Source organism: Bacillus sp. 3255 (assembly GCF_031456485.1).
In the GTDB taxonomy this organism is placed as follows: domain Bacteria; phylum Bacillota; class Bacilli; order Paenibacillales; family NBRC-103111; genus Paenibacillus_E.
Window position 1 is genome coordinate 18,273 of the sequence record NZ_JAVDUS010000030.1, and the last position, 20,153, is coordinate 38,425.

Below are 20,153 nucleotides of genomic sequence, written 5' to 3' on the forward strand. Positions count from 1 at the left end.
ACGGAAGGGGAATGACCGATGCTGGACATTCGGGATCTTTCGGTTCGTTTCAGCCGGTATGACCGGAGCCTGCGGCAGGTGCATACGAATGTCATCCATAATCTTCAATTGTCGCTTCAGGCCGGTGAAATTGTGGCGGTTGTAGGCTCCAGCGGCTCCGGCAAAAGCTTGCTGGCGCATGCCATTCTGGGCATTCTCCCCGGAAATGCCGAGGTGACGGGCTGCATTGCGTTCAAAGGCGAAGCATTGACCGCCGCGAGACAGCGCCGTCTGCGCGGCAGAGAGATTGCCCTGATCCCGCAATCCGTCCAGTACTTGGACCCGCTCATGCGTGTCGGAGAGCAGGTGCGGCAAGCCGCCCGCCTTGGCGACCCTGCGGAGCTGCAGGTGAACGCTTTCCGCAAATACCAGCTGGCGGATATCGTGGCCCAATGGTTCCCGTTCCAGCTATCGGGCGGCATGGCGCGCAAAGTGCTCGTGTCCACGGCCACGGTAAGCGGGGCCCGCTTGGTCATCGCCGATGAGCCGACGCCGGGCCTGGATGCGCCTGCGATGGCCGGAACGTTGGGCCGCTTCCGCCAATTGGCGGATGAAGGCTGCGCCGTCATGCTGATTACGCATGATATCGAGGCCGCCTTATCCGTCGCGGACCGGATCGCGGTGCTCTATGCGGGAACCGTGCTGGAAACGGCCCGAACGCGCGATTTCGCGGGAGAAGGGGAAGGGCTGCGCCACCCTTATACGAAAGCGCTGTGGAACGCGCTGCCAAGCAGACGGTTCGCAGCGCTGCCCGGCGCACAGCCGCTGCCGGATGCGCCGCAGGCGGGCTGCGCGTTCGCACCGCGCTGTGCGGAGGCAACCGCGCAATGCCTGGCGCTGGTCCCGGACATGCGGGCGGTAAGAAACGGCGAAGTGAGGTGTCATCATGCCACTTGAGGGGAAAGCGTTAGGGTATCGCTATGACCAAGCGTCATGGGTGATCCGGAATACGGATATTCGCTTGGAGGCCGGGGAGATCATCGGTCTTGTCGGACGGAGCGGCTGCGGGAAGTCGACGCTCGGGAAATTGCTGGCAGGTCACCTTCGTCCCCGGGAGGGGACGATCACCTGCGACGGCAAGCAGCTCACCGCGGGCGAGCGCAATCCCGTGCAGTTGGTGCTGCAGCACCCGGAGCAGGCGGTCAATCCGCGCTGGAAGCTGCAGCGCACGCTCGCCGAAGCGGGCGGCCTGGACGCCGGCTTGCTCGCCGAGCTCGCTGTCGAGGCGGATTGGCTGACCCGTTATCCGGGCGAGCTGTCCGGAGGAGAGCTGCAGCGGATCTGTGTGGCGAGGGCGCTAAGCTCCGGAACACGCTATCTGATTGCCGATGAAATGACGACGATGCTCGATGCGATCACGCAGGCGCAGATCTGGCAAGCGGTGGTCAGATGGGCCGAACGGCAGCGTGCCGGCGTTATGGTGATCAGTCACGAGCGAATTTTGGTAGATAGACTATGCAGCCGGGTGATAGAGTGGCATACTTAGAGAGTGGGTGCTAGAAGAGCCCGCTCTTTTTTGTGTCATTTCGCAGAAGCTGGGAGCTGATAATGATGGAAATGAAAGATGTCGGAAGCCAGCCGACAGGCAAGAGCAAAGCCGGAACGCTGCTGGAAATTTTGGCGGTTTCTACCAAACTCGGACTTACTTCGTTCGGGGGACCTATTGCTCACCTGGGTTACTTCCATAATGAATACATTCGCCGCCGCAAATGGATGGACGAAAGCAGCTATGGGGATCTCGTCGCACTATGCCAGTTCTTGCCCGGCCCTGCGAGCAGCCAGCTTGGCATGGCCATCGGGTTGATCCGCGGAGGGATGCTTGGCGGTTTGGCCGCATGGCTCGGGTTCACGCTCCCTTCGGCCATCGCGCTGTTCCTGTTTGCCATGCTGCTGCACGGCGCCGATATCGGCAATTCGGGTTGGATCCATGGTCTGAAGATTGTCGCCGTTGCCGTTGTCGCCCAAGCGCTCGTTAGCATGGGGCAGAAGCTGACACCGGATCGCACCCGAATAACGATCGCCATCGCCGCCGCAGCGGTGACGCTCATGTGGCAAACCGCTTTCAGTCAGATTCTGCTTATCGTGCTTGCCGGTATTGCCGGCATCCTGTTTTACAGCAATCAAGCGATGGCGGCCCCGACGACATTAAGCATTCCGGTTTCCCGCCGTTTCGGAGCGATATGCTTGGCGGCCTTTTTCGGGCTGCTAGTCCTTCTGCCGGCGCTCCGTCAAGTCGTAACGGCGGATTGGCTGTCCTTGTTCGACAGCTTCTACCGGTCCGGCTCGCTAGTTTTCGGCGGGGGGCATGTCGTTCTGCCGCTGCTGGAACGGGAGGTCGTGCCTGCAGGCTGGGTCTCGAAAGCCGACTTCCTCGCCGGCTACGGCGCTGCGCAGGCCGTGCCCGGTCCCTTGTTCACCTTCGCCAGCTACTTGGGAGGAGTGGCAGACGGGTGGGCAGGTGCGGCGATCGCGACGGTCGCTATTTTCCTCCCGGCATTCCTGCTGATCGTAGGTGCGCTGCCTTTCTGGAATTCGCTGCGCAGCAGCGCCAAAGCGCAAGGGGCGCTAGCCGGAACCGGCGCAGCGGTGGTCGGCATTCTGCTGGCGGCGCTCTATCATCCGTTATGGACGTCGGCGATTCTAGCGCCTGCGGACTTCGTGCTGGCTTCTATATTATTTGTCCTGCTTGTCTTCTGGAAGGTGCAGCCATGGATTGTCGTGCTGGCCGGAGCCGCAGGCGGAACGCTGGCGGTATTCCTGTGAGCGAGTTCAGGCGTCTCGAGGACGCGAATAGGGAGAGGTTGTTTGCCCGGGTAACGGCCAAGCTTCGGGCTGCCGGGTGTGTGTACGCCGAGGAGGAGTGCCGGCTGCTCATGGCAGCCGCACGGGATGCGGACGAGCTTGACGACATGGCGAACCGGCGGGCTGCCGGCTTGCCGATCGAGCACATCATCGGCTGGGTGGAATTCGGCGGGCGCCGGATTGCGGTGGACCCGCACGTGTTCGTCCCCCGTTACCGGACGGAGTTCCTGCTCCGGCAGACTATCGGCTGCGCGAAGCCGGGGGACGTTGTGCTCGACCTATGCTGCGGCACAGCTGCATTAGGGGTGGCGCTGGCCGCCGCCATGGAACGCATCGAGCTGCACTGCGTCGATATTGACCCGGCGGCGGTGCGCTGTGCCCGCCGCAATGCGGCAGCCGTCTGCGGCCAAGTGTACGAAGGCGATCTCTTCGCCCCGCTGCCGGCAGCGCTGCGCGGGCGCATCGACGTCGTCGTGGCGAACGCGCCGTACGTGCCGACGGACGCGATCAGGCGCCTGCCCGCCGAAGCCCGCGAGCACGAGGCGCGCACAGCGCTGGACGGCGGCGTCGACGGGCTTGATATTCAGCGGCGGATCGCTGCCGAGGCTTTGCGCTGGCTGGCGCCCGGCGGGTATTTGCTCGTCGAAACCAGCGAGCAGCAGGCGCCGTACACCGCCGGAATCTTTGCAGACAACGGGCTGACGCCGCAGGTGGTCAGCTCCGAGGATATGGATGCCACCGTGGTCATCGGAACGAGGGCAATCTTGTAACTAGCAGCCTCCTATTGCTAATAGAATCAAGGATATGATATTGTTAGAATCATACCATTCCTTTATTACATAAAAGCGATGAAGCACAGGATGAAATGTGGAGGTACATTCAGATGACAAGACTAGACCAATTGAGAAACGAAATCGATCAAATCGATCAGCAAATTATAAAGCTATTAGCCCAAAGATTTCAATGCACAGAGGAAGTCGGTATCTACAAAGCGGAGAATCAGCTGCATGCCCAGGATCCCGGCCGCGAATCCGAGCAGTTCCGGAAAATTCGCCAACTCTCTGAAGAGAGCGGCATCAATCCGGCGTATACATCCGAAATTTACAGACGCATTATGGATATTGTCATTTCCAGACATCAAGAACTTGTCGTAACCAAATAACGGAATCACCGCACCGAACCGGCAGGCAGGAACTCTTACCCAGAGTCCCGCCTGCCTTTTCTATTGGATGGACCAACAGGGGCCCCAAGCCTTGTGAAGATGACGTATCCCCAATTCGATCTCCGTCTCGCTTAAACCGCCAAAGCCGATATAAATTTGTGGAAACCCCGGGGCAGGGTCCCCCGATTGCATCTCCAGCGAATCATACACCCGGATGCGTTCATTCGCCGCCATCTTGACCAAATCCTGGGAGGTGTACGTCGTTTTTACGGTCATTTGGATATGCAGTCCTGCACTGTGTCCGGTAATTGTGATGTGCGGACCGAACGTTTCATTCAGCAGACCGATAAGCTTGTGATGCTTTCTTCTGTACACGCTGCGGACCCGGCGAATATGGCGGAACCAGTGGCCTTGCTCGATAAAATATTGCATGGCCAATTGATCGACGCTGGACGGGGCATACAGCACATGTTTCCTTTCCTTCAATTGGCTAAGTAAACCGCTCGGCAGCACCATGTAATTCATGCGAAGAGCGGGCGTGAACGCTTTGGAGAACGTCCCGATATAGATGACGCGCGCATGGCGATCCAGTCCTTGCAGGGATGGAATGGGCTTGCCATGATAGCGGAATTCGCTGTCGTAGTCGTCTTCGATAATGTAGGCGCTGCGCGACGCAGCCCAATGCAGCAGCTGCTCCCGCTCGGCGTAGGGCATGACACAGCCGGTTGGGTATTGATGCGACGGGGTGACGTATACGGCCTGCGCCTCGCTGCCGTACAGATGCTCGAGCGATAGGCCTGCGGCATGAACGGGGATTGGCAGCGTCTCGAAGCCGGCATGGCGAAAGGGCTCCTGGACCGGCGCATACCCGGGATCCTCGAAGGCAATCGGCAGGTCGCGGGGGAAAAGCTTGGCGAGAAGGCCCATCGAATAGGCGATGCCGGTGCCGATGACGATCTGTTCCGGCCTGCAAACGACGCCTCGGAAATTCCTTAAATACGCTGCCAGCACCGTGCGGAATGAGTACTCGCCCATGGGATTCCCATACTTGGATATACGCCCGAATGAAGTGTCCCAGGCCGTCTGAAGCATCTTCTTCCAGGTGCGAACCGGAAAGGACGGTTCATCCGTCAAGGACACCCGGAAGTCGACGAGGTAGTTGTCCCTCGGCCGTAGAGAAGCTGCAGGATTGGGGGGGATTGAACCATGCGCAGGCTTGTCTCCGGGCATAACAGGGCTTGAACCGGGATCGGGATCCTGCGCAAGCCCGCGTTCATGCTCGAACCCCCTTCTGACATAGAGACCTGATCGCGGCTTGCTGATGGCATAGCCTTCTGTCACCAGCATTTGATAGGCCGTTTCAATCGGCGTTTTGCTCATATTGAACTGAAGCTGCAGCGACCTGACGGAAGGCAGCCTCGATTCATACGCCAGCGTACCGCTGCGTATTTGGTCCCGGATTTGCGTGTACAGCTGCAGATAGAGCGGGCGGGACATATCCGTTGAAAGGTTAAGATTCAGCATGACCGACCTCGTTAACTGTCTTTTTATTTGGTTAGAATCTGACCATTTCTTAGTGGTCAGTTCTATTATATAGTAGAAATATACAGTTGTGGAAGGCGGTAGATGCAATGTTAACGAGAACGGAAATAACCGCATACTTAGCGCGGTTAGGCATTTCAGATATTCAGGCTCCGACCCGGGCCTACTTATTCGAGCTGCATAAGGCGCATGTCGCTATGATTCCTTGGCAGACTCTCGATATCTATGCGGGCAAGCCGATGTCCATCGATGTGCGGGAAACCGCCGCACTGATGATTCAGCAGCGCAGCGGCTATTGCTTTCATTTGAACGGCGCTTTCGGCACGCTGTTGCGAAGTCTTGGCTACCGCGTTTCGTGGCACCGGGCCGGCGTGCAGCCGAAAGGGGAGAATCCGCGTGTGAACGGGTTTCACCTCGGCGTAACGGTCAGCCTTCCTGACGAGGCAGGCGAAGAGGAGCGCTGGATCGTCGATGTCGGTCTTGGCGATATGCCTTATGAGCCGCTGCCGCTGCGAACGGGAGACTATCCGCAAGGGCATGAGACGTATCAAGTGCGGGCCTCCTCTGTCGCCGAGCATGGCTGGCGCTTGGAGCACGAACCGCAGTTTGCTTTCGCCGGGGTTGATTATGCGCCTGAGGTTGTGACGGACTTGGAGGTGTTCAAGCCGAACCATGCGCATTACAGCCGCTCGAGCGATTCGCCTTGGATCGAGCTGTTTCTGATGCGGCAGCGCAACGCCAATGACACCAACGAGCTAAGGGGCTGTGTCTGGAAAAATTGGGACGCCTCCGGCATCCAATCGTACGAGATCGGCAGCAAGAGCGAATGGCTAGACGTGATGGCAGCCGTTTTCCATGAGAAGCTGGTTCATTACTCGAGTTCGGAGCGCTCGGAGCTGTGGCGAAGGGTTCGGGAGCAGCATGAGGCTTGGAAGAGACAGAAGGAAAGCGCGGAGAGCCGGTCTGACAGCTAATGTCGGCCGGTTATTTTTTTATGCAGGATAACCAACAGCCCTAAGCGAATTATTTGTCGATAGTGATCGGTCAAACTTACCTACATACTAGAAGGCGGCTGGAAAAGAATGCAAATAAGCGGTCAAATGAAGCGGCTGCTGCTCATGAACGCAGCGTCCACGATTATCTTTAACTACATCGGGATATTTGTGAATCTGTTTATTTGGGAGAAAAACAACAATATCTCTGAAGTGGTATGGTTCAACTTAATGATGTTCGTCACGTGGACGGTTGCGTTCGCTGTGGGATCAAGATTGTTAACGAAATATACGACACGGGTATTGATTCGGACGAATGCCGTTTGCGGCGGTATTGTCTTCCTGCTGCTATCGGTGCTGGAGCTGGACAACCGGCTTCTATGGATTACCATCATTGCCGTGCCGATCGGCGTTATGTGGGGATTTTACGCCTCGGCGCAGAACATTACGCTTAGCGTTTATGGGAAAGGAAGAGATTTCGAGCAGTACTTTTCCATTGCCAATATTATTAACCAGCTCGTTTCTATTATTAATCCGATTGCTTTTGCCTTGATTATTCAATGGATCGGGTATTCGGGTTCATTTCTGTTGATGTTTCTATTTGTGGCTTTGCTGCTGTTCGTCTCGTTCCATATTCCGCACATTACGTTGGCCGGTGAGCCGGAGCGATTGTTCCAAGGGATCCGATTCCGCAGCGTCTTCTCCAGCAGCGCGCTCCGCTGGATGGTTCCTTCGCTGCTTGCCGCAGGTATTTTCCTGCAGTTTCAAGTGCTGTTTGCGCTGGTCTTCACGTTCTCCGTTTCCGAAGATAAGCTAATTATCGCAGCGTTGAACGTGCTGTATGCGTGCTTCGCCATCGGGGCGATGATGCTGTACAGACGTCTGAAAGTTCGCGAAGGCGCATGGCTGGCCATCGGCATGTTATTCGTATCGGTGGGCTTTCTGCTGCCGCTTATGCCGAAAGCGCCGATTCTGATCGTTTCCAATATTTTGACGACGATCGGCATGTTTTATTTCGGTACAGTGTGGAACACAAGGCAGTTCCGAATTATTGCGAAGCATACGGCGATCCAGCAGGCCAAGATTTTCCTGTGGCGGGAATGCTTCTTGAATGCCTCGCGAATTGTGCTTCTGATCTTGGCGTTGTCCGTGAAAGATATTCGCGGGGGCGCCTTCATCGCCTTGATTGTGCTGGCGCTTGTCAGTGCGTTCGTAGTTCCGTATTTCTCAGGAAAAAGCACGGAGGCCTTCGAGCGGCAGGCGGAATAAACGAACAGGATGACGCATTCATTTGCAACTTTTTTACGGAGCGAACGTCTAACTATATATTCCAAATACTAGGAGGTGGGTATCCTCCGTTGTATGTTTGCCTGAAACTGGAGGTGCGTGAATGAAACTTAGTTTGGCCTTATTATGTGGAATAAGCGCAATCGTTTGGAGCGCGGCGCCTATGGCCTCTGCGGAAGCCTGGGAGCCAACGCTGCCGGAGAAGATCACTCTTTTGCATGAAACGAAGCTGTACGCCAGCCCTCATGAAGACTCCCCTTCGTGGGCCTCTCTGTCCCCTCAGGACGTTCCAACTGTCGCAGCCGAAGCCGATTGGTATAAGCCTTTCCCTGACCGGCCGAAATGGGTTAAGATCCGCACGAGCTGGCTCGGCGACCAATGGGTGCAGGTCGATTGGCCGGAAATCGGCTGGATGGTGCCCAAGGATGAATATTTGGATGTAACAGGCGTCATCCCTCTATACAATAAGCCGGAGTATGGTTATACCGGAACGACGCTTTCCTCGCAAATTGTTCATACGAAGGGAATTTTCTACCGTCCGCTGCAAAATCCTTCGTGGCTATTGGAAACGTGGATGGGGGATAAATGGTTTACGCCAACAGAGGCTTTGGTAATCGAACATGTAACGAAGTTATCTCCTCCTGTGAAGGTGAATGTCCAAGGAAAAGCATCGCTGTTCAAGGCACCGGTTCATCAACCTTATATGGGAGACGCGGAAGCGATAGATCCCCAGAGCTTGGAGGCGACAGCCCAACAAGGGGATTTCTATAAAGTTACAACGCAAGACGGGAAGACGGGTTGGATATCCAACCGGTATGAACAGCCGTCCGGCACAGAGACCGTCAATCAGAATATCGAGCTGAAGAACCGAACGCTCACCTACGCTTATCCGAATCTGCAAAGCAGGCTGGAGCCGCTGGCACCGCAAACCGTACATGCGCATGCCAAGATGAAAGATGTATGGGGCAATACATGGTATCTGATAGAGACATGGCAGGGCGATGCATGGATGATGGATGAGGGCACAGAACGGAATCCTGATAAGATTGCCGGAGACAACCTCGGATTCATCGATGTCTTACCCACAATGGTGTCCAGCGATAAAAGCGTCTCGGGCCGTATCTATGTAGCGAGCCTGCCAAAGTACGAGGGCTATGGCGGTTTCAGCTTCACTTTGCAAATGTTGGACAGCAAGGGAAATGCGATCGCAAGCGCGGAAGCAAGTGTGACCGGCGTACAGCCAAATGACGATGTGCCGTTCACGGCGAAGCTGGACCGGTTTGACGACACCATGGTTAACTATACCTTCAGACTTACCAACGTGAATTTCATTAAAGCCTATTAGCGGCAAAGTCATAAGGCACGTGATCGTTAGAAGATCCGTGCCTTAAAATAATTGAGACCGTTTATATCACAACTCGTGTCCTCTTATACAGAACGGGTATGGCCGCTGCGATAAGGATCATGCCCATGAAAGCGGGTGCGGCATGACCAAGCGATACGTAGATTTGACCTCCAACGATAGGTCCAATCATTCTTGCTAAAGCCTGAATAGATTGGCTGCCTCCCTGAATCCTTCCTTGTTCGCTAGCCTCGACAGACTTAGAGAGCATCCCATTAAATGAAGGCCCAAAGATTGAATCCCCGAAACCGAATATAAACATGCCGATGATAAAAAGCGGATAGAAGGAGAACAAAGCGGATAGCGCAATAAAACCGTAGCCGATTATCTCCGAAATCATCCCAAGTATGGCTATCTGTGCATCATTCCGTTTTATCAAAAGCTTCGGCATGATGAGGCCTTGTGAAAGGATATCCTGGACACCCATTATTGAAAACATAAGTCCGATTCGTGCGGGCATCCAGCTGAAAGTATCCAAGCTAAATTGTGAAAAAACGGCTTGTAAAGATCCATTGGGGATCCAAAGTAAGAATGCTGCGACAAGCAGTCTTCGTAAGTTATTCATGGCAAGCACACTTGCAAGCTGCTTAAATGGATTCAATCTTACCAGGGTAATCTTGCTCAGTCTATTCTTCTTGGCAAGGCTCTCTGGCATATATAAGATTCCATAACCAACCTGCAATATAGTGATGATTGCCCCAACATACATGGGCGTAGAATTGCCGAACTTGGCAAGTAATCCGCCTAAGGTGGGGCCGATGACGGTGCCTGCCCCTACAACCGCACTGGCCCATCCAAAGTATTTGGTTCGCTGTTCCGGAGGAATAATGTCGGCAAAATAGGCGAAGATCGTGCTTATACTCCCTCCCGTGATACCTTCGATGATGCGGCCGGCAAATAGTACCCATAGCGCTCCTCCGAGGCCAAAAACGAGGTACCCGATTGCGGAACCCAGCAGGCAAATTAAGAGTAATGGACGACGGCCATACCTGTCGCTCAATGCTCCAAGTGCGGGGGCCGCGGCAAACACGCAGACGGCATAAACGGAAGTCAGCAGCGTAACAACGATAGCCTGAGCTTCCGGATTGCTTATATAAGGCTGCACTAAGAATGGAACGACTGGTGCTACGATACTGAAGCCTATTCCGCAAAGAAACACCGACATGAGACCGAATAGTAAAGCCCTTTTATCTACGGTTTGTTCGATGTTCTGTTCACGGTGTGCTCTACATTTGAACATGGAAATCTCCCTTCAAAAGTCAACGTTTTGTTTCCTTGTTAACAAAGATACCGACCTTTTGTTTCCTTGTCAACAAAATGATGATAAGAAAGAGGCAGCTCGTTCTCCATAGAGGCCGGCTGCCTGTGGTTTTACAATTCAAGTTTATTCCGATTTCATATCTATATCTTGTTTCTTTATTTCTGCATCCAAATGCCTACTATACTTTTCCAAGAAGCTGAGCATACTGTCATATTGTTCCTCGGTTACTTGCTCAAATACGACTTTGTCCCGCGCTCGAAACTCTTGGTGCAGTTCCTCATGGATTTGGTCAACCACTTTCCCTTGCTCCGTAAGCCTAAAATAAATTTCTTTCTTGTTATCCGGCTTCTGGTAGCTTTCGATCAAGCCTTTTTCTATGAGCTTCTTCGTTATTTTACTTATGGCACTTCTAGTCATATAAAAGGACTCCGCCAGTATGGTCACGTTGGAATCTGCATGTTTGCCGATGTATTCGATGCAATGTACTTCAGAAGGCTTATGGCCCTTAAGACTGTCTTCCATCTTAAACTTATTCAGCCAAACCATCTTGTTTAATACATTCCTGAAACCCAGGATGACCTGATCTTCTTTGTTCATGGCTTGTCCTCCCGCCTGTTGGTGCACTAACCCTATTATATTGAAGTTTGTGTCTATTTCAACACTATCAAGCAAATAGGGCTTTGAAACGGAAGTAACTCGTTTCAAAGCCCTATATGTCTATAGCAGGAACCGCCGTTGCACGAATGGTAAAGATACTGCCTATTGCGGGTTCGCTTCAATTTTACCGCCAAGCCACTCGAATTCGTACTCGAACTGAGCCGTCGAGCCATAAACTTCCGGTGAGTAAGGAATAACGACAGGATTCATTTCCGTAGGTTGAAGAGGCTGTTCGACGGTGAGCAGTTCATTCGCACTCACGCCGATCGCCGTAAGGAAAAACAAAGCAATGCCTATCCAAGCGATGTTCACTGTCTTCATCGAACCCGAGCCTCCGCTTCCGCTACAAGGATTTATAGTTTCATTGTACGCAAGAATTGTCAGAGGCAAATTAGCGGAATGTAAATATTGCGTTGATTTATGACCATAGAGCAATGGCCGCCCAGGGATAACCCCGCCAGCGCAGCCATTGCTTCTTCACTTATAAGCGGACAGCGGGGCCAGCCAAACGAGACCGGTTCCCCGGTACACATTGACGAGTCCTTCGCCGGATGCCGCGGAACCGAGCAGCGATTTGCCCGACCGTTCTACCGTAAAGTCCAGCGAATGCGACCACATCATGGCGAAATTCCCGTCGACGCGGAGCGTATCGTTCTTCAGTTCCACAATGACAGCCTCCTCCGCAGGAATCGGCGCCTCTACGACGAGCACACCTTTACCTCGGGCGCTGAGATTGAACAGGCCTTCACCGCCGAGAGCGGCGGAAGACAGATTTTTGCGGGATACGACCTGGGTTTGGAGCGATGTCTCGCAGGCCAGGAACAGCCCGTCATCCAGCACGATATGGTCATTGTCGACGTCGATCAGCCACAAATATTTGTAGGTCGGCTCCATCATGATGGTGCCTTGACCCCGGTACACGGGTTTGACGGCACTTTCTCCGGTTACGGCGCCTGCCACAAGATTGCGGAGCAGGCCGCCCGCGCCTCTCACTCCGGAGGTCATCTCGATATTGCCCACGTAATACTGCATCGCGCCAGCGCTCATCATGATTTCCCCATTCAGTTCGATCATGACTTGTCTCTTCTTCATATTGCTCTTGGTCATGTAGAAGTTGGCTTGTGCGTCGGCAAGGGTGGTGCTGCTCAAATCCTGTTGATACTCGAGCACGCTGAAAGGTCCCAGCTTCTCTTTGATGACGACGTTGTTATTGTCCGTTAAATTACTAATGGTGAATGCCATATGAATGCCTCCGTCTTAAGATTGGCGATTATCGCAGCTCTCTATCATTCAGGCGAAATCTATCACATTCATACGAGAATCAAAGAAAAAAGTTACAAGAAAATCAAGTTTGGGGTCGCTTGCCTTGTTTATGAAGGATGGCGGATACGATGGCGCGGCGTTCCGTTTCTGCGAAAGCTTCGAACTTGGGCTGCTCCGGTACGTTGAATTCCAGGTGAGAGTGGGCAAATGACAGAACGAGCGTGCCGATGGGACGGTTATGCCGATTGTTCAGCACAATCCAGAAGATTCGCATTTCATGCCCGGGACTGCCCCATTCGGCTTTCTCCATCGAGTCTCGAAAATTAAGGCATCCCGCAATAACGAAATCTTCAGCGCCGGGAGGTTCTGCGTGATGAAATCCGCAGCGCTCCAGCTGCTGCCATGCCTGCGGGATAAGACGCTCCAAATACATCCCATAGGTGGAATCCTCTAATTCAGGGAACAAAGCTGCGAGCTCTTGAACATTCGCCTGAAATACGTTCCTCCAGCTGTGCTCTATATAATCGGATAAAACTGCGGCCAACTGGCCGATCGACATGTCTGGATTTACTTCATTGAGCATTCGCATATACGTATACCTCCAACGATTTATAGTTTCAGCTAGATTGTATAACATTCAAGCAAATGCGAAGGTTTTGCCATTTTCATGTGGAATATTATGGTCATGCCAGTTACGAACCTTACAAGCTGTTTAGGCATGCATCCTTATCGAGGGGGATTTCATGAGCCGTATGAGCCGCACCTTACGTCCGGCGGAAATCGCTAACCAATTAGGCATCAGCACCAGCTCGCTCAGAAATTACGAAGCAAAGGGCATTGTCCCTCCAGCCAGCAGGGCTTCCAATGGTTACAGGGTCTATACGGACGAGCATATCGCTTATTTCACATGTATTGTCGCCATGTCGCCGGGGTTCGGGATGGAAATCACCTCGGAGGTGCTCATCCTGCTTCAGCGCCAAGAGCTGGGGGCGGCGCTTTGGCTGATCAATGCGGCCCAGGCAGCCACGCATGCGGACAAGCTTGTGCTGGAGGAAGCCGAGGGATTGATGAGTAAGCTCGCTCTAAGCGGAAGCGCAGAGCCGGGATGGATGACGATCGGAGAACTGTCCGCAACGGCAGGTATCCCGACTTCGACGCTTCGGTATTGGGAACAAGACGGATTAATCGCCGCGGCGCGTCATGAAAACAACAACTACCGGAAGTATGACAAGTTCCAGGAAGTGAAAGTATGGATCCTGAAATCGACGCAAAAAGCCGTGTATTCCGGCGATACAGTCCGGCTTAAACAAGCGGTCCGAGGCCTTCCAGCCGGACATTGGCAAGCCATGGAAGCGGTGATTGCAGCTGCTCGGGCAGCGCTAGCTGAACGTAACCGGGAGCAGCTAAGAGGGCTGCATAGCTTGCATAATCTCTGTTCGCGGCTTAAGCTGGTTTGAATGATTTGAATTCTCAAGAGGAGGAGACCGATTGTGATCGTCGTAGAAACCGAGAGACTCATACTTCGTCATCAAACCGTCCAAGACGCGGCCTTTATTCTTGAACTGCTGAACGACCCGTCCTGGATTCGGAACATAGGCGACAGAGGTGTAAGGACGCTGGAGGATGCGCGGACCCATATTATCGACGTCCCGATGAATGCATATGCCGCTCTGGGCTTCGGTTTTTATTTGACCGAGCTAAAGGATGGAGGCATCCCGCTGGGCATTTGCGGATTGGCGAAGCGGGATTTCATGGAAGAGGTAGATATCGGGTTTGCTTTCCTGCCCAGATATTGGGGGAAAGGATACGCCTATGAAGCTGCTTCCGCAGTGATGGGTTACGCCAAAGAAGTAATCGGATTAAAGCGTCTGGCCGCGATTACGGCGCTAGATAATCGTCCTTCAGCCAAGCTATTGGAGAAATTGGGGCTGAAGGATGAAGGGACCATTCCCTATGCGGGTACGGAGGAACAAGTCCGCTTGTTCGCGGTAGATCTATAAAGAAATTAGGGGGGCTTACTGTGAGAAAACCGTTGATCGGCGTTTTACCTTTAGTGGATACGGATAAAGACAGCTACTGGATGCTTCCGGGATATATGAAAGGCATCGAAGAGGCCGGAGGCATTGGGGTTATGCTGCCCATGACAGCGGACCCGGAGGTCATCCGAACGTTAGCCGGAACGTTTGACGGCTTTCTTTTTACAGGAGGACATGATATCAATCCGGAACTATACGGTGAGGCAATCGATGGTGTGTGTGGAGAACTGTGCGAGGAACGGGACGTGATGGAGAAACTCCTGTTCGATGAAGTGCTGAAGCTGGATAAACCGGCCTTCGGGATTTGCCGCGGCTTGCAATTGTTTAACGCTTTGCTCGGAGGAACGCTGTATCAGGATATTCCTGCGCAGCGAAGCGCCGGCAAGCTAATTGCGCATAAACAGCAGCCTCCGTACAGTGAGCCCGTTCATGCCGTCGTCATAGCGGATGGAAATCCGTTATATGAGATTGTCGGTAAAGAAGCTCTGATGGTCAACAGCTATCACCACCAAGGCATCAAACAATTGTCGGAGCAATTGCAGGCCGTCGCCTATGCGGAAGACGAATTAATCGAGGCGGTTGCCATGCCCGGCAAGAAATTCGTGATGGCTGTGCAATGGCATCCTGAGTTTTGTTATCAAATCGATGAGCCCAGCTTCCGGTTGTTCGCTGCATTCGTGAGCGCTTGCGGGCAATAACATACAGAATGGGCGCGCTTGACAATAGGCAGTTTCCTTATTCTACCAATCTATGCTACACTAGTGGATATTCTGGCATATAAGGAGATTGAATGGCATGAGTCCGATTTCCAGTAAAGCAGGAGCTATTTTCATCCCGGTAAGCAGCATCATCGATGCGCGCGAATGGTATTGTTCGCTGCTAGGTTTGGAGCCTTCATTTGAAATTATTAACGGCCATCTGTGTTGCATTCCCTTCGATAATAACGGCTTGAATCTGATCTTGGACAGCCGCATTTATAACGAGGATACTTACTTCAGAAGCCCGGCGTTTCATTTTAACGCGGATGACATTCATCAAGCGTACCAGTTCGTTCAGGACCGTCAGATCGAGCTTGTTACAGGTATCGAACATGGGCATTGGTTTAATATCAAAGACCCGGACGGCAATGTGTTGATGATTTGTAAATGCTAGGGTTACACAACGGTCTTTATATTGAAATTATTACGCGTTTTGCGAGTCTAACGGACTGGAGAGCCGTCATCTGCGCCGACCCTGATGGACATGGGGAATATCGGGCAGATAACGGCTTCTGTGTCCGTTAGATTTTTTTATGCGTATAGAATGGCGAATAACGGCGTCTCAGTCCGTGATCGGGCTCCGTATGACAAAGGTCACCTTAATTCGGTGACCTGATTCACTGTCGAACCGTTCCCCGAGAGAGGATAATAGGATTCATAATAAAACCTCTAAGGGAGTGTTCGATGATGAATTCAACCATATCGATGGCGGTATCGGCAGTAATCTTTTTCTTTATTTTACGCGGGCAATGGAGCGGGATGCGCAAGCCGCTTGGCAAGTCAGGCGCAGCGCTGTTACTGCCAATCGTGTACATTTCCACATCGTTCATGCAATTGTTCGATCCTTCTCTGCATATTCGCGAGGAGCAGGTCATTCTGTCGCTTATCGTGGGAATGATCATTTCCATTCCGCTTATCAAGACGACTAATTTTGAAGTGCATGATAACGGAGAAACGTTTATTAAACGCAATCATACCGTTTTCGTCCTGTTGATCGCGATCTTCGCGCTGCGCTTCATCGCCATTGCGACAATCCACGCCATAGAGCCAAGCACGCTTAGCTTTATGTGCAATCTAATCACATTCGGCTATATCGCAGCTTGGCGGGTGGCTAGTTTCGTGAAATTTCGCATGGTCAGCTCTTCCAAGCCAACCATGTTGAATGCTTAGCTAGAATAATCGCTTGGCTTTTACAAACCGTTTCTTCCATTTGTCATCAAAATCAGCGATATGGACGCCAAGTTCTTTGGAATACGTATGGAGAATCTTGCCGTCCCCGGCATAAATGCCGACATGCCCGATATCGAGCCCGCGGGCGGTGAAGAAGAGCAGGTCACCCTTGCGAAGCTCGTCAAGTCCGACATCTTTCCCTACCTCGGCTTGTTCGTAGGAGACTCGCGGAAGGTCGATGGATAACGCCTCCTTGAACAAATATCGGACGAAGGAAGAGCAATCGAACGTGGCGGTTTGACTGGAGGAAGCGCCGAATTCGTAAGGCGTTCCCAAGAATTTGACGCCAAGCGCGATCAGCTCATCGGCTTTCTGTTCGGCAAGCGCCGGAGCGGCGTAATCGGTGTACTGCGGGTCGGCGGAGAGGAAGCCGATGGCTCCGTCTTTCGTCTGCACCTCCAGCCAATTCGCGTTCAGCTCTCGAATAACATGGATGTTCTCCTTCTTGGGTATCATTCGGAGCACTTGCGAACCGGTATTCGGAGCGTCCCTCAGATTGACGCCATATTCGATAGCCGTTTCGTAGCTTTTGGCCGAAGAAATTGTAATCGATCGGTCATAGTCGTGCCACTTGACAAGATTGCCGAGCGTTTCGCTTATTAAACGAAGCGGAATCATCGTGTTGCCGGCAATAATTTTGCCGGAGATGGGCATGTCGAGTGTTTGTTTATTTTTGGATGCCGTCATGGCGCCGATCTGGTATGTAAACTCGATGTTATCTTTCACTGCGGTAACGGTGCGGGTCGTCTCGTCCCAAGACACCTTGGCGCCTTCCGCTTCAAAAATGGCGCGCAGCGGAACAAGGCAGTAGCCGTCTTCGATGACGGGCGGGGTCTCGAAGGACAACAGACGGCCGTCCAGGTAAACGGATGGATTGCTGTTCGCCTCCGCATGAACGACGGCACCAGGCAGCAGCCCGGTCATAAGCGCTATACAAGCGGCTCCGGTTTGGAGCCCTTTTTTTATTTTCATGATATCGCTCCTAACAAGTTAACTTATACATGTATAGACGCAGCTTATCGCTGGAGGGTTGCCATCCAATTTGTGGAAAAGGTCATTGCATCGATATAGGTGCAGACGTTCGGCTCATTATGGGGTAAAATGGTGAGAGGAATGATCTTACGTACCATAACAGCTTAGAAAGGGTTGCTAATTGAACATGAAGGACATGGTGAGTCTTTCCATCGGGGGTTCGTATGTCGTCGAACCGGATAACCCTAGAAAGACGAAGAATAGAGGCAGAAACTGTACAATACTTGCCTTTGAGCTGGTGGATGATGAGTTGGAGGTACGCGTCGTCTTTCACGACACGAATCGGGAAGCTTCTCTGAAAGTGAGCGATTTGAAGGCGATTACGGAGTGAACACACACACCGAAGAGATCACTCCAGCTGCTTCGAAATAAGGACATATAAGAACAAGCTCCCTCATTTGATGATGAGGGAGCTTGTTCTGCTGTTTGGTATGTTAGAATCAGGATAACGCACGTACAGGAGGTATGCATATGAGTGAACTGACCAGCGCCCAGCTCCAAGCGATGGAACACATCACGCGGTACGCCAGAACGCGACAAAAAGAGGCGAAGCGGGTCATAGATGATATCCTGCAGATGTCCAATATATCCAGGGAAACCTATGAAGAGGCGGTCGCCAAGCTGAAGTCCCGGGCTCGAATTGCGCTTCATTTTCATCCGGACCGACCGGCTCCGCATCATCGCAGTGTAGCCGAAGCGCTGCTCGAGCAGGGGCACTATAGGAGCCAGTTCGAAACCGGGATCTCGAGCGGGAGCGTATCCGCTTATCCGGGAGGAGCCCGCGATGTCTGGGAGGCTCGAATGTTCGGAGGCGCCTATCAGGCCGAAGGCGTATCGAACGGCCAACGCCCCAAGTACGGTGCGCTCGCACTTTGGCCGCATCCGGATGGGCCGGCTCCCAGGTTCGGCTCGTGTTACTTCCTCCTCTCGCCCAAGACGGCTGCACGCAGCACCTATACGTATCTGGATTCCCACCAAGACCCGAAGGAAAAAGGAACGTATGCGGAGTTTGACGATATCACCGCCGCACTCTTGAAGGACGCATTCTTCGAAGAACGCGCCATCGGAGAGAAGAACACGAGCCCCCGCAAGCTGATCGATCAACTGCTGAACGGCCTGGAGCAGCCATTCCAAGCTGCTGCGGCCATGAAGCCTAGCCGCAATCTGAATCATTACATAGAAGCTCAAGTTCATGGCACGATTGATTTGCAGACTGACGTCGATATGCTGGTAGCGGATCCATCCTTCAAGACGGCGCCGACAGGCCGAATATTGGAACAGCTATGCTTCAAGTACGGCATCACGCTGTATTGGCATAGGGGATTCGCCATCCGTGCGGAAGATGTGCCTGCGGATTTCCGAGGTCCGAGCATGCCCTCGCTGGCCAGACGGATTGCGGTGAACGGACGCGTCGATGCGAGCGCCATCGGAGCTGCGGCGCTTGATTTGAAGAGCCGTCCGGAAGCTTGGCTTGACCGGGGCTGCTATGAAGACGCGGTTCAGGAATTGAAATATATGTGGCATATCTTAGTCCGTTACGGTGACGCTGCCGGGCGAATCGGCGACCAGGGATCGTCATAACTTTCGTACGCTTCTTTGTGGATATTATTTCCCGCATAGGAAAGAATATTGCTAAAAACAAAGGAGCGTTGTACATGGAAGCTCACAAAATCCCCTTGACGTCATCCGAAATCGGAAATTTGTGGATGGCTTATCAAGAGAAAACAATGCTGCTCAGATTTCTGGAATATTTGCGTGAACATGCCGACGATGCCGACGTTCAGCGAATTATCAATTTCACATACGAAGGCGCGCAAGGATTTGTAAATGAAATAACGCAGCTCTTCCAAGCGGCAGGAGCCGCGGTACCGATTGGCTTTACGGCAAACGATGTTCATCCGGGTGTTCCCAAGCTGTTCGACTTTCTATATGAGCCGATGTTTCTGCACATGCTTAGCAAAATAGAAGTCAATCTGTTCGCCCTGCATTCTACGATGTCTTACCGCGAGGACGTCAAAAAGCTGTATAGACAATTAACGGCGCATTCCCAAGACGTCTTTGATCAAAGCTCGCAATTGCTGCTGGATAAAGGCGTGCTCGTCCGTCCTCCGTTCATGTCCATGCCTACGGAAGTCAACTTCATTAAAGACGAGAGCTATCTGACCGGGTTCAAATTGATCGGAGAGACGAGATCGTTGAATGCGATCGAAATCTCGCTTCTCCATCATGCCATTGAGACGAATTTGACCGGCATGCAGTTGATGATCGGCTTCGCGCAAGTGGCCAATGATCGGGAAGTGAAGAACTATTTCATCAAGGGGATGGAATTGTCCAAAGATGTGGAGACGACGCTGGGCGAGTTTCTGCGCCGCGACTACATCGAGCCGCCGGCTACGCACGCAGGGAAGGCAACGAATTCTACCGTGTCTCCGTTTTCCGACAAGCTGATGATGTATTTGACGAATCTGCTGGGCGCATTCGGCCTCGGCAGCAACGCGCTCGGCGGAGCGTTCAGCTTGCGCAGCGATTTGCCGCTGACGATGGCTCGCACGGCTCAGAAGATTTTGCCTTTTTTGAAAGAAGGCGGGGAGCTTATGATTAAGCACGGCTGGATGGAGGAGCCGCCGCAGGTGGAAGATCGCAGGAAGCTGACGAGAGCGTGAGGGAAGCATACAGGCAAGAACCCGGGA

General features: G+C 53.0%; 23 protein-coding genes. 16 read left to right on the forward strand and 7 right to left on the reverse strand.

Annotation, left to right across the window (positions count from 1 at the left end; genetic code table 11):
• Positions 1–18 precede the first annotated feature (18 nt).
• From J2X61_RS33355 to J2X61_RS33375, 5 genes are all read left to right on the forward strand, one after another.
• Positions 19–936, forward strand: a complete 918-nt coding sequence (locus tag J2X61_RS33355; RefSeq protein ID WP_310194503.1) for an ABC transporter ATP-binding protein — start codon at positions 19–21, stop codon at positions 934–936.
• The gene (locus tag J2X61_RS33360) at positions 926–1,525 is read left to right on the forward strand and encodes an ABC transporter ATP-binding protein (RefSeq protein WP_310194505.1); all 600 of its coding nucleotides are present in this window, start codon (positions 926–928) and stop codon (positions 1,523–1,525) included. The genes J2X61_RS33355 and J2X61_RS33360 overlap by 11 nt, the downstream gene beginning before the upstream one ends.
• Positions 1,526–1,590: 65 nt before the next feature.
• Positions 1,591–2,802: a chromate efflux transporter gene (gene chrA, locus J2X61_RS33365; protein WP_310194508.1), complete on the forward strand. Its 1,212-nt coding sequence runs from the start codon at positions 1,591–1,593 to the stop codon at positions 2,800–2,802.
• Positions 2,803–2,840: 38 nt separating this feature from the next.
• Positions 2,841–3,611 (forward strand): putative protein N(5)-glutamine methyltransferase, encoded by a 771-nt coding sequence (locus J2X61_RS33370; protein ID WP_274470872.1) that lies wholly within the window; start codon positions 2,841–2,843, stop codon positions 3,609–3,611.
• Between the two features lie 113 nt (positions 3,612–3,724).
• A complete protein-coding gene (locus J2X61_RS33375; protein WP_274469793.1) occupies positions 3,725–4,003 on the forward strand; it encodes a chorismate mutase in 279 nt (92 codons plus the stop codon).
• Between the two features lie 60 nt (positions 4,004–4,063).
• On the opposite strand, the gene pdxR is transcribed toward J2X61_RS33375, so the two are convergent.
• Positions 4,064–5,527: a MocR-like pyridoxine biosynthesis transcription factor PdxR gene (pdxR, locus tag J2X61_RS33380; RefSeq protein ID WP_274469791.1), complete on the reverse strand. Its 1,464-nt coding sequence runs from the start codon at positions 5,525–5,527 to the stop codon at positions 4,064–4,066.
• A 107-nt stretch (positions 5,528–5,634) separates the two neighbouring features.
• Between pdxR and J2X61_RS33385 the strand changes: the two genes are divergently transcribed.
• The 3 genes from J2X61_RS33385 to J2X61_RS33395 all read left to right on the forward strand — a co-directional run bounded on the left by J2X61_RS33385 (position 5,635) and on the right by J2X61_RS33395 (position 9,169).
• On the forward strand, positions 5,635–6,519 hold the full coding sequence (locus J2X61_RS33385) for an arylamine N-acetyltransferase family protein (RefSeq protein WP_310194513.1): 885 nt from the start codon (positions 5,635–5,637) through the stop codon (positions 6,517–6,519).
• Between the two features lie 108 nt (positions 6,520–6,627).
• Positions 6,628–7,806, forward strand: a complete 1,179-nt coding sequence (locus J2X61_RS33390; RefSeq protein ID WP_310194515.1) for an MFS transporter — start codon at positions 6,628–6,630, stop codon at positions 7,804–7,806.
• Between the two features lie 121 nt (positions 7,807–7,927).
• On the forward strand, positions 7,928–9,169 hold the full coding sequence (locus tag J2X61_RS33395) for an SH3 domain-containing protein (RefSeq protein WP_310194517.1): 1,242 nt from the start codon (positions 7,928–7,930) through the stop codon (positions 9,167–9,169).
• 61 nt (positions 9,170–9,230) lie between these two features.
• Here J2X61_RS33395 and J2X61_RS33400 read toward each other — a convergent pair whose 3' ends face one another.
• From J2X61_RS33400 to J2X61_RS33420, 5 genes are all read right to left on the reverse strand, one after another.
• Positions 9,231–10,466 carry an MFS transporter gene (locus tag J2X61_RS33400; RefSeq protein WP_310194518.1) on the reverse strand — a complete coding sequence of 412 codons (1,236 nt, stop codon included), beginning with the start codon at positions 10,464–10,466 and terminating at the stop codon, positions 9,231–9,233.
• A gap of 144 nt (positions 10,467–10,610) precedes the next feature.
• Positions 10,611–11,084, reverse strand: coding sequence for a MarR family transcriptional regulator (locus J2X61_RS33405; RefSeq protein ID WP_274469780.1), 474 nt, complete (start codon positions 11,082–11,084; stop codon positions 10,611–10,613).
• A 162-nt stretch (positions 11,085–11,246) separates the two neighbouring features.
• Complete coding sequence (locus tag J2X61_RS33410; RefSeq protein ID WP_274469779.1) at positions 11,247–11,465, reverse strand: hypothetical protein; 219 nt, start codon at positions 11,463–11,465, stop codon at positions 11,247–11,249.
• Between the two features lie 156 nt (positions 11,466–11,621).
• On the reverse strand, positions 11,622–12,386 hold the full coding sequence (locus J2X61_RS33415; protein ID WP_274469777.1) for an AIM24 family protein: 765 nt from the start codon (positions 12,384–12,386) through the stop codon (positions 11,622–11,624).
• A 103-nt stretch (positions 12,387–12,489) separates the two neighbouring features.
• On the reverse strand, positions 12,490–12,996 hold the full coding sequence (locus tag J2X61_RS33420; protein ID WP_274469776.1) for a DUF6022 family protein: 507 nt from the start codon (positions 12,994–12,996) through the stop codon (positions 12,490–12,492).
• A gap of 154 nt (positions 12,997–13,150) precedes the next feature.
• On the opposite strand from J2X61_RS33420, the gene J2X61_RS33425 reads away from it, so the two are divergent.
• The 5 genes from J2X61_RS33425 to J2X61_RS33445 all read left to right on the forward strand — a co-directional run bounded on the left by J2X61_RS33425 (position 13,151) and on the right by J2X61_RS33445 (position 16,371).
• Positions 13,151–13,864 (forward strand): MerR family DNA-binding transcriptional regulator, encoded by a 714-nt coding sequence (locus tag J2X61_RS33425; RefSeq protein ID WP_274469775.1) that lies wholly within the window; start codon positions 13,151–13,153, stop codon positions 13,862–13,864.
• 33 nt (positions 13,865–13,897) lie between these two features.
• The gene (locus tag J2X61_RS33430) at positions 13,898–14,407 is read left to right on the forward strand and encodes a GNAT family N-acetyltransferase (protein ID WP_274469773.1); all 510 of its coding nucleotides are present in this window, start codon (positions 13,898–13,900) and stop codon (positions 14,405–14,407) included.
• 20 nt (positions 14,408–14,427) lie between these two features.
• The gene (locus J2X61_RS33435) at positions 14,428–15,141 is read left to right on the forward strand and encodes a gamma-glutamyl-gamma-aminobutyrate hydrolase family protein (protein WP_310194523.1); all 714 of its coding nucleotides are present in this window, start codon (positions 14,428–14,430) and stop codon (positions 15,139–15,141) included.
• Positions 15,142–15,238: 97 nt separating this feature from the next.
• Positions 15,239–15,595 carry a VOC family protein gene (locus J2X61_RS33440; RefSeq protein WP_274469771.1) on the forward strand — a complete coding sequence of 119 codons (357 nt, stop codon included), beginning with the start codon at positions 15,239–15,241 and terminating at the stop codon, positions 15,593–15,595.
• Positions 15,596–15,888: 293 nt separating this feature from the next.
• Positions 15,889–16,371: a CcdC protein domain-containing protein gene (locus tag J2X61_RS33445; RefSeq protein ID WP_310194527.1), complete on the forward strand. Its 483-nt coding sequence runs from the start codon at positions 15,889–15,891 to the stop codon at positions 16,369–16,371.
• Here J2X61_RS33445 and J2X61_RS33450 read toward each other — a convergent pair whose 3' ends face one another.
• Positions 16,372–17,403, reverse strand: a complete 1,032-nt coding sequence (locus J2X61_RS33450) for a stalk domain-containing protein (protein ID WP_310194530.1) — start codon at positions 17,401–17,403, stop codon at positions 16,372–16,374.
• 187 nt (positions 17,404–17,590) lie between these two features.
• Between J2X61_RS33450 and J2X61_RS33455 the strand changes: the two genes are divergently transcribed.
• From J2X61_RS33455 to J2X61_RS33465, 3 genes are all read left to right on the forward strand, one after another.
• A complete protein-coding gene (locus J2X61_RS33455) occupies positions 17,591–17,794 on the forward strand; it encodes a hypothetical protein (RefSeq protein ID WP_274469768.1) in 204 nt (67 codons plus the stop codon).
• Between the two features lie 140 nt (positions 17,795–17,934).
• Positions 17,935–19,044: a DUF3626 domain-containing protein gene (locus tag J2X61_RS33460; RefSeq protein ID WP_379239967.1), complete on the forward strand. Its 1,110-nt coding sequence runs from the start codon at positions 17,935–17,937 to the stop codon at positions 19,042–19,044.
• Between the two features lie 74 nt (positions 19,045–19,118).
• Complete coding sequence (locus tag J2X61_RS33465) at positions 19,119–20,126, forward strand: DUF3231 family protein (protein WP_274469765.1); 1,008 nt, start codon at positions 19,119–19,121, stop codon at positions 20,124–20,126.
• Positions 20,127–20,153 lie beyond the last annotated feature (27 nt).

Excerpts from the sequence above, each read along its gene's own strand:
- J2X61_RS33465 (WP_274469765.1), top strand. The coding sequence starts at position 19,119 with ATGGAAGCTCACAAAATCCCCTTGACGTCATCCGAAATCGGAAATTTG.
- J2X61_RS33455 (WP_274469768.1), top strand. The coding sequence starts at position 17,591 with ATGAAGGACATGGTGAGTCTTTCCATCGGGGGTTCGTATGTCGTCGAA.
- J2X61_RS33450 (WP_310194530.1), bottom strand. The coding sequence starts at position 17,403 with ATGAAAATAAAAAAAGGGCTCCAAACCGGAGCCGCTTGTATAGCGCTT.
- J2X61_RS33385 (WP_310194513.1), top strand. The coding sequence starts at position 5,635 with ATGTTAACGAGAACGGAAATAACCGCATACTTAGCGCGGTTAGGCATT.
- J2X61_RS33410 (WP_274469779.1), bottom strand. The coding sequence starts at position 11,465 with ATGAAGACAGTGAACATCGCTTGGATAGGCATTGCTTTGTTTTTCCTT.
- J2X61_RS33395 (WP_310194517.1), top strand. The coding sequence starts at position 7,928 with ATGAAACTTAGTTTGGCCTTATTATGTGGAATAAGCGCAATCGTTTGG.
- J2X61_RS33425 (WP_274469775.1), top strand. The coding sequence starts at position 13,151 with ATGAGCCGTATGAGCCGCACCTTACGTCCGGCGGAAATCGCTAACCAA.
- J2X61_RS33445 (WP_310194527.1), top strand. The coding sequence starts at position 15,889 with ATGAATTCAACCATATCGATGGCGGTATCGGCAGTAATCTTTTTCTTT.
- J2X61_RS33420 (WP_274469776.1), bottom strand. The coding sequence starts at position 12,996 with ATGCGAATGCTCAATGAAGTAAATCCAGACATGTCGATCGGCCAGTTG.
- J2X61_RS33390 (WP_310194515.1), top strand. The coding sequence starts at position 6,628 with ATGCAAATAAGCGGTCAAATGAAGCGGCTGCTGCTCATGAACGCAGCG.
- J2X61_RS33360 (WP_310194505.1), top strand. The coding sequence starts at position 926 with ATGCCACTTGAGGGGAAAGCGTTAGGGTATCGCTATGACCAAGCGTCA.
- J2X61_RS33460 (WP_379239967.1), top strand. The coding sequence starts at position 17,935 with ATGAGTGAACTGACCAGCGCCCAGCTCCAAGCGATGGAACACATCACG.
- J2X61_RS33355 (WP_310194503.1), top strand. The coding sequence starts at position 19 with ATGCTGGACATTCGGGATCTTTCGGTTCGTTTCAGCCGGTATGACCGG.
- pdxR (WP_274469791.1), bottom strand. The coding sequence starts at position 5,527 with ATGCTGAATCTTAACCTTTCAACGGATATGTCCCGCCCGCTCTATCTG.
- chrA (WP_310194508.1), top strand. The coding sequence starts at position 1,591 with ATGGAAATGAAAGATGTCGGAAGCCAGCCGACAGGCAAGAGCAAAGCC.
- J2X61_RS33440 (WP_274469771.1), top strand. The coding sequence starts at position 15,239 with ATGAGTCCGATTTCCAGTAAAGCAGGAGCTATTTTCATCCCGGTAAGC.
- J2X61_RS33400 (WP_310194518.1), bottom strand. The coding sequence starts at position 10,466 with ATGTTCAAATGTAGAGCACACCGTGAACAGAACATCGAACAAACCGTA.
- J2X61_RS33415 (WP_274469777.1), bottom strand. The coding sequence starts at position 12,386 with ATGGCATTCACCATTAGTAATTTAACGGACAATAACAACGTCGTCATC.
- J2X61_RS33375 (WP_274469793.1), top strand. The coding sequence starts at position 3,725 with ATGACAAGACTAGACCAATTGAGAAACGAAATCGATCAAATCGATCAG.
- J2X61_RS33405 (WP_274469780.1), bottom strand. The coding sequence starts at position 11,084 with ATGAACAAAGAAGATCAGGTCATCCTGGGTTTCAGGAATGTATTAAAC.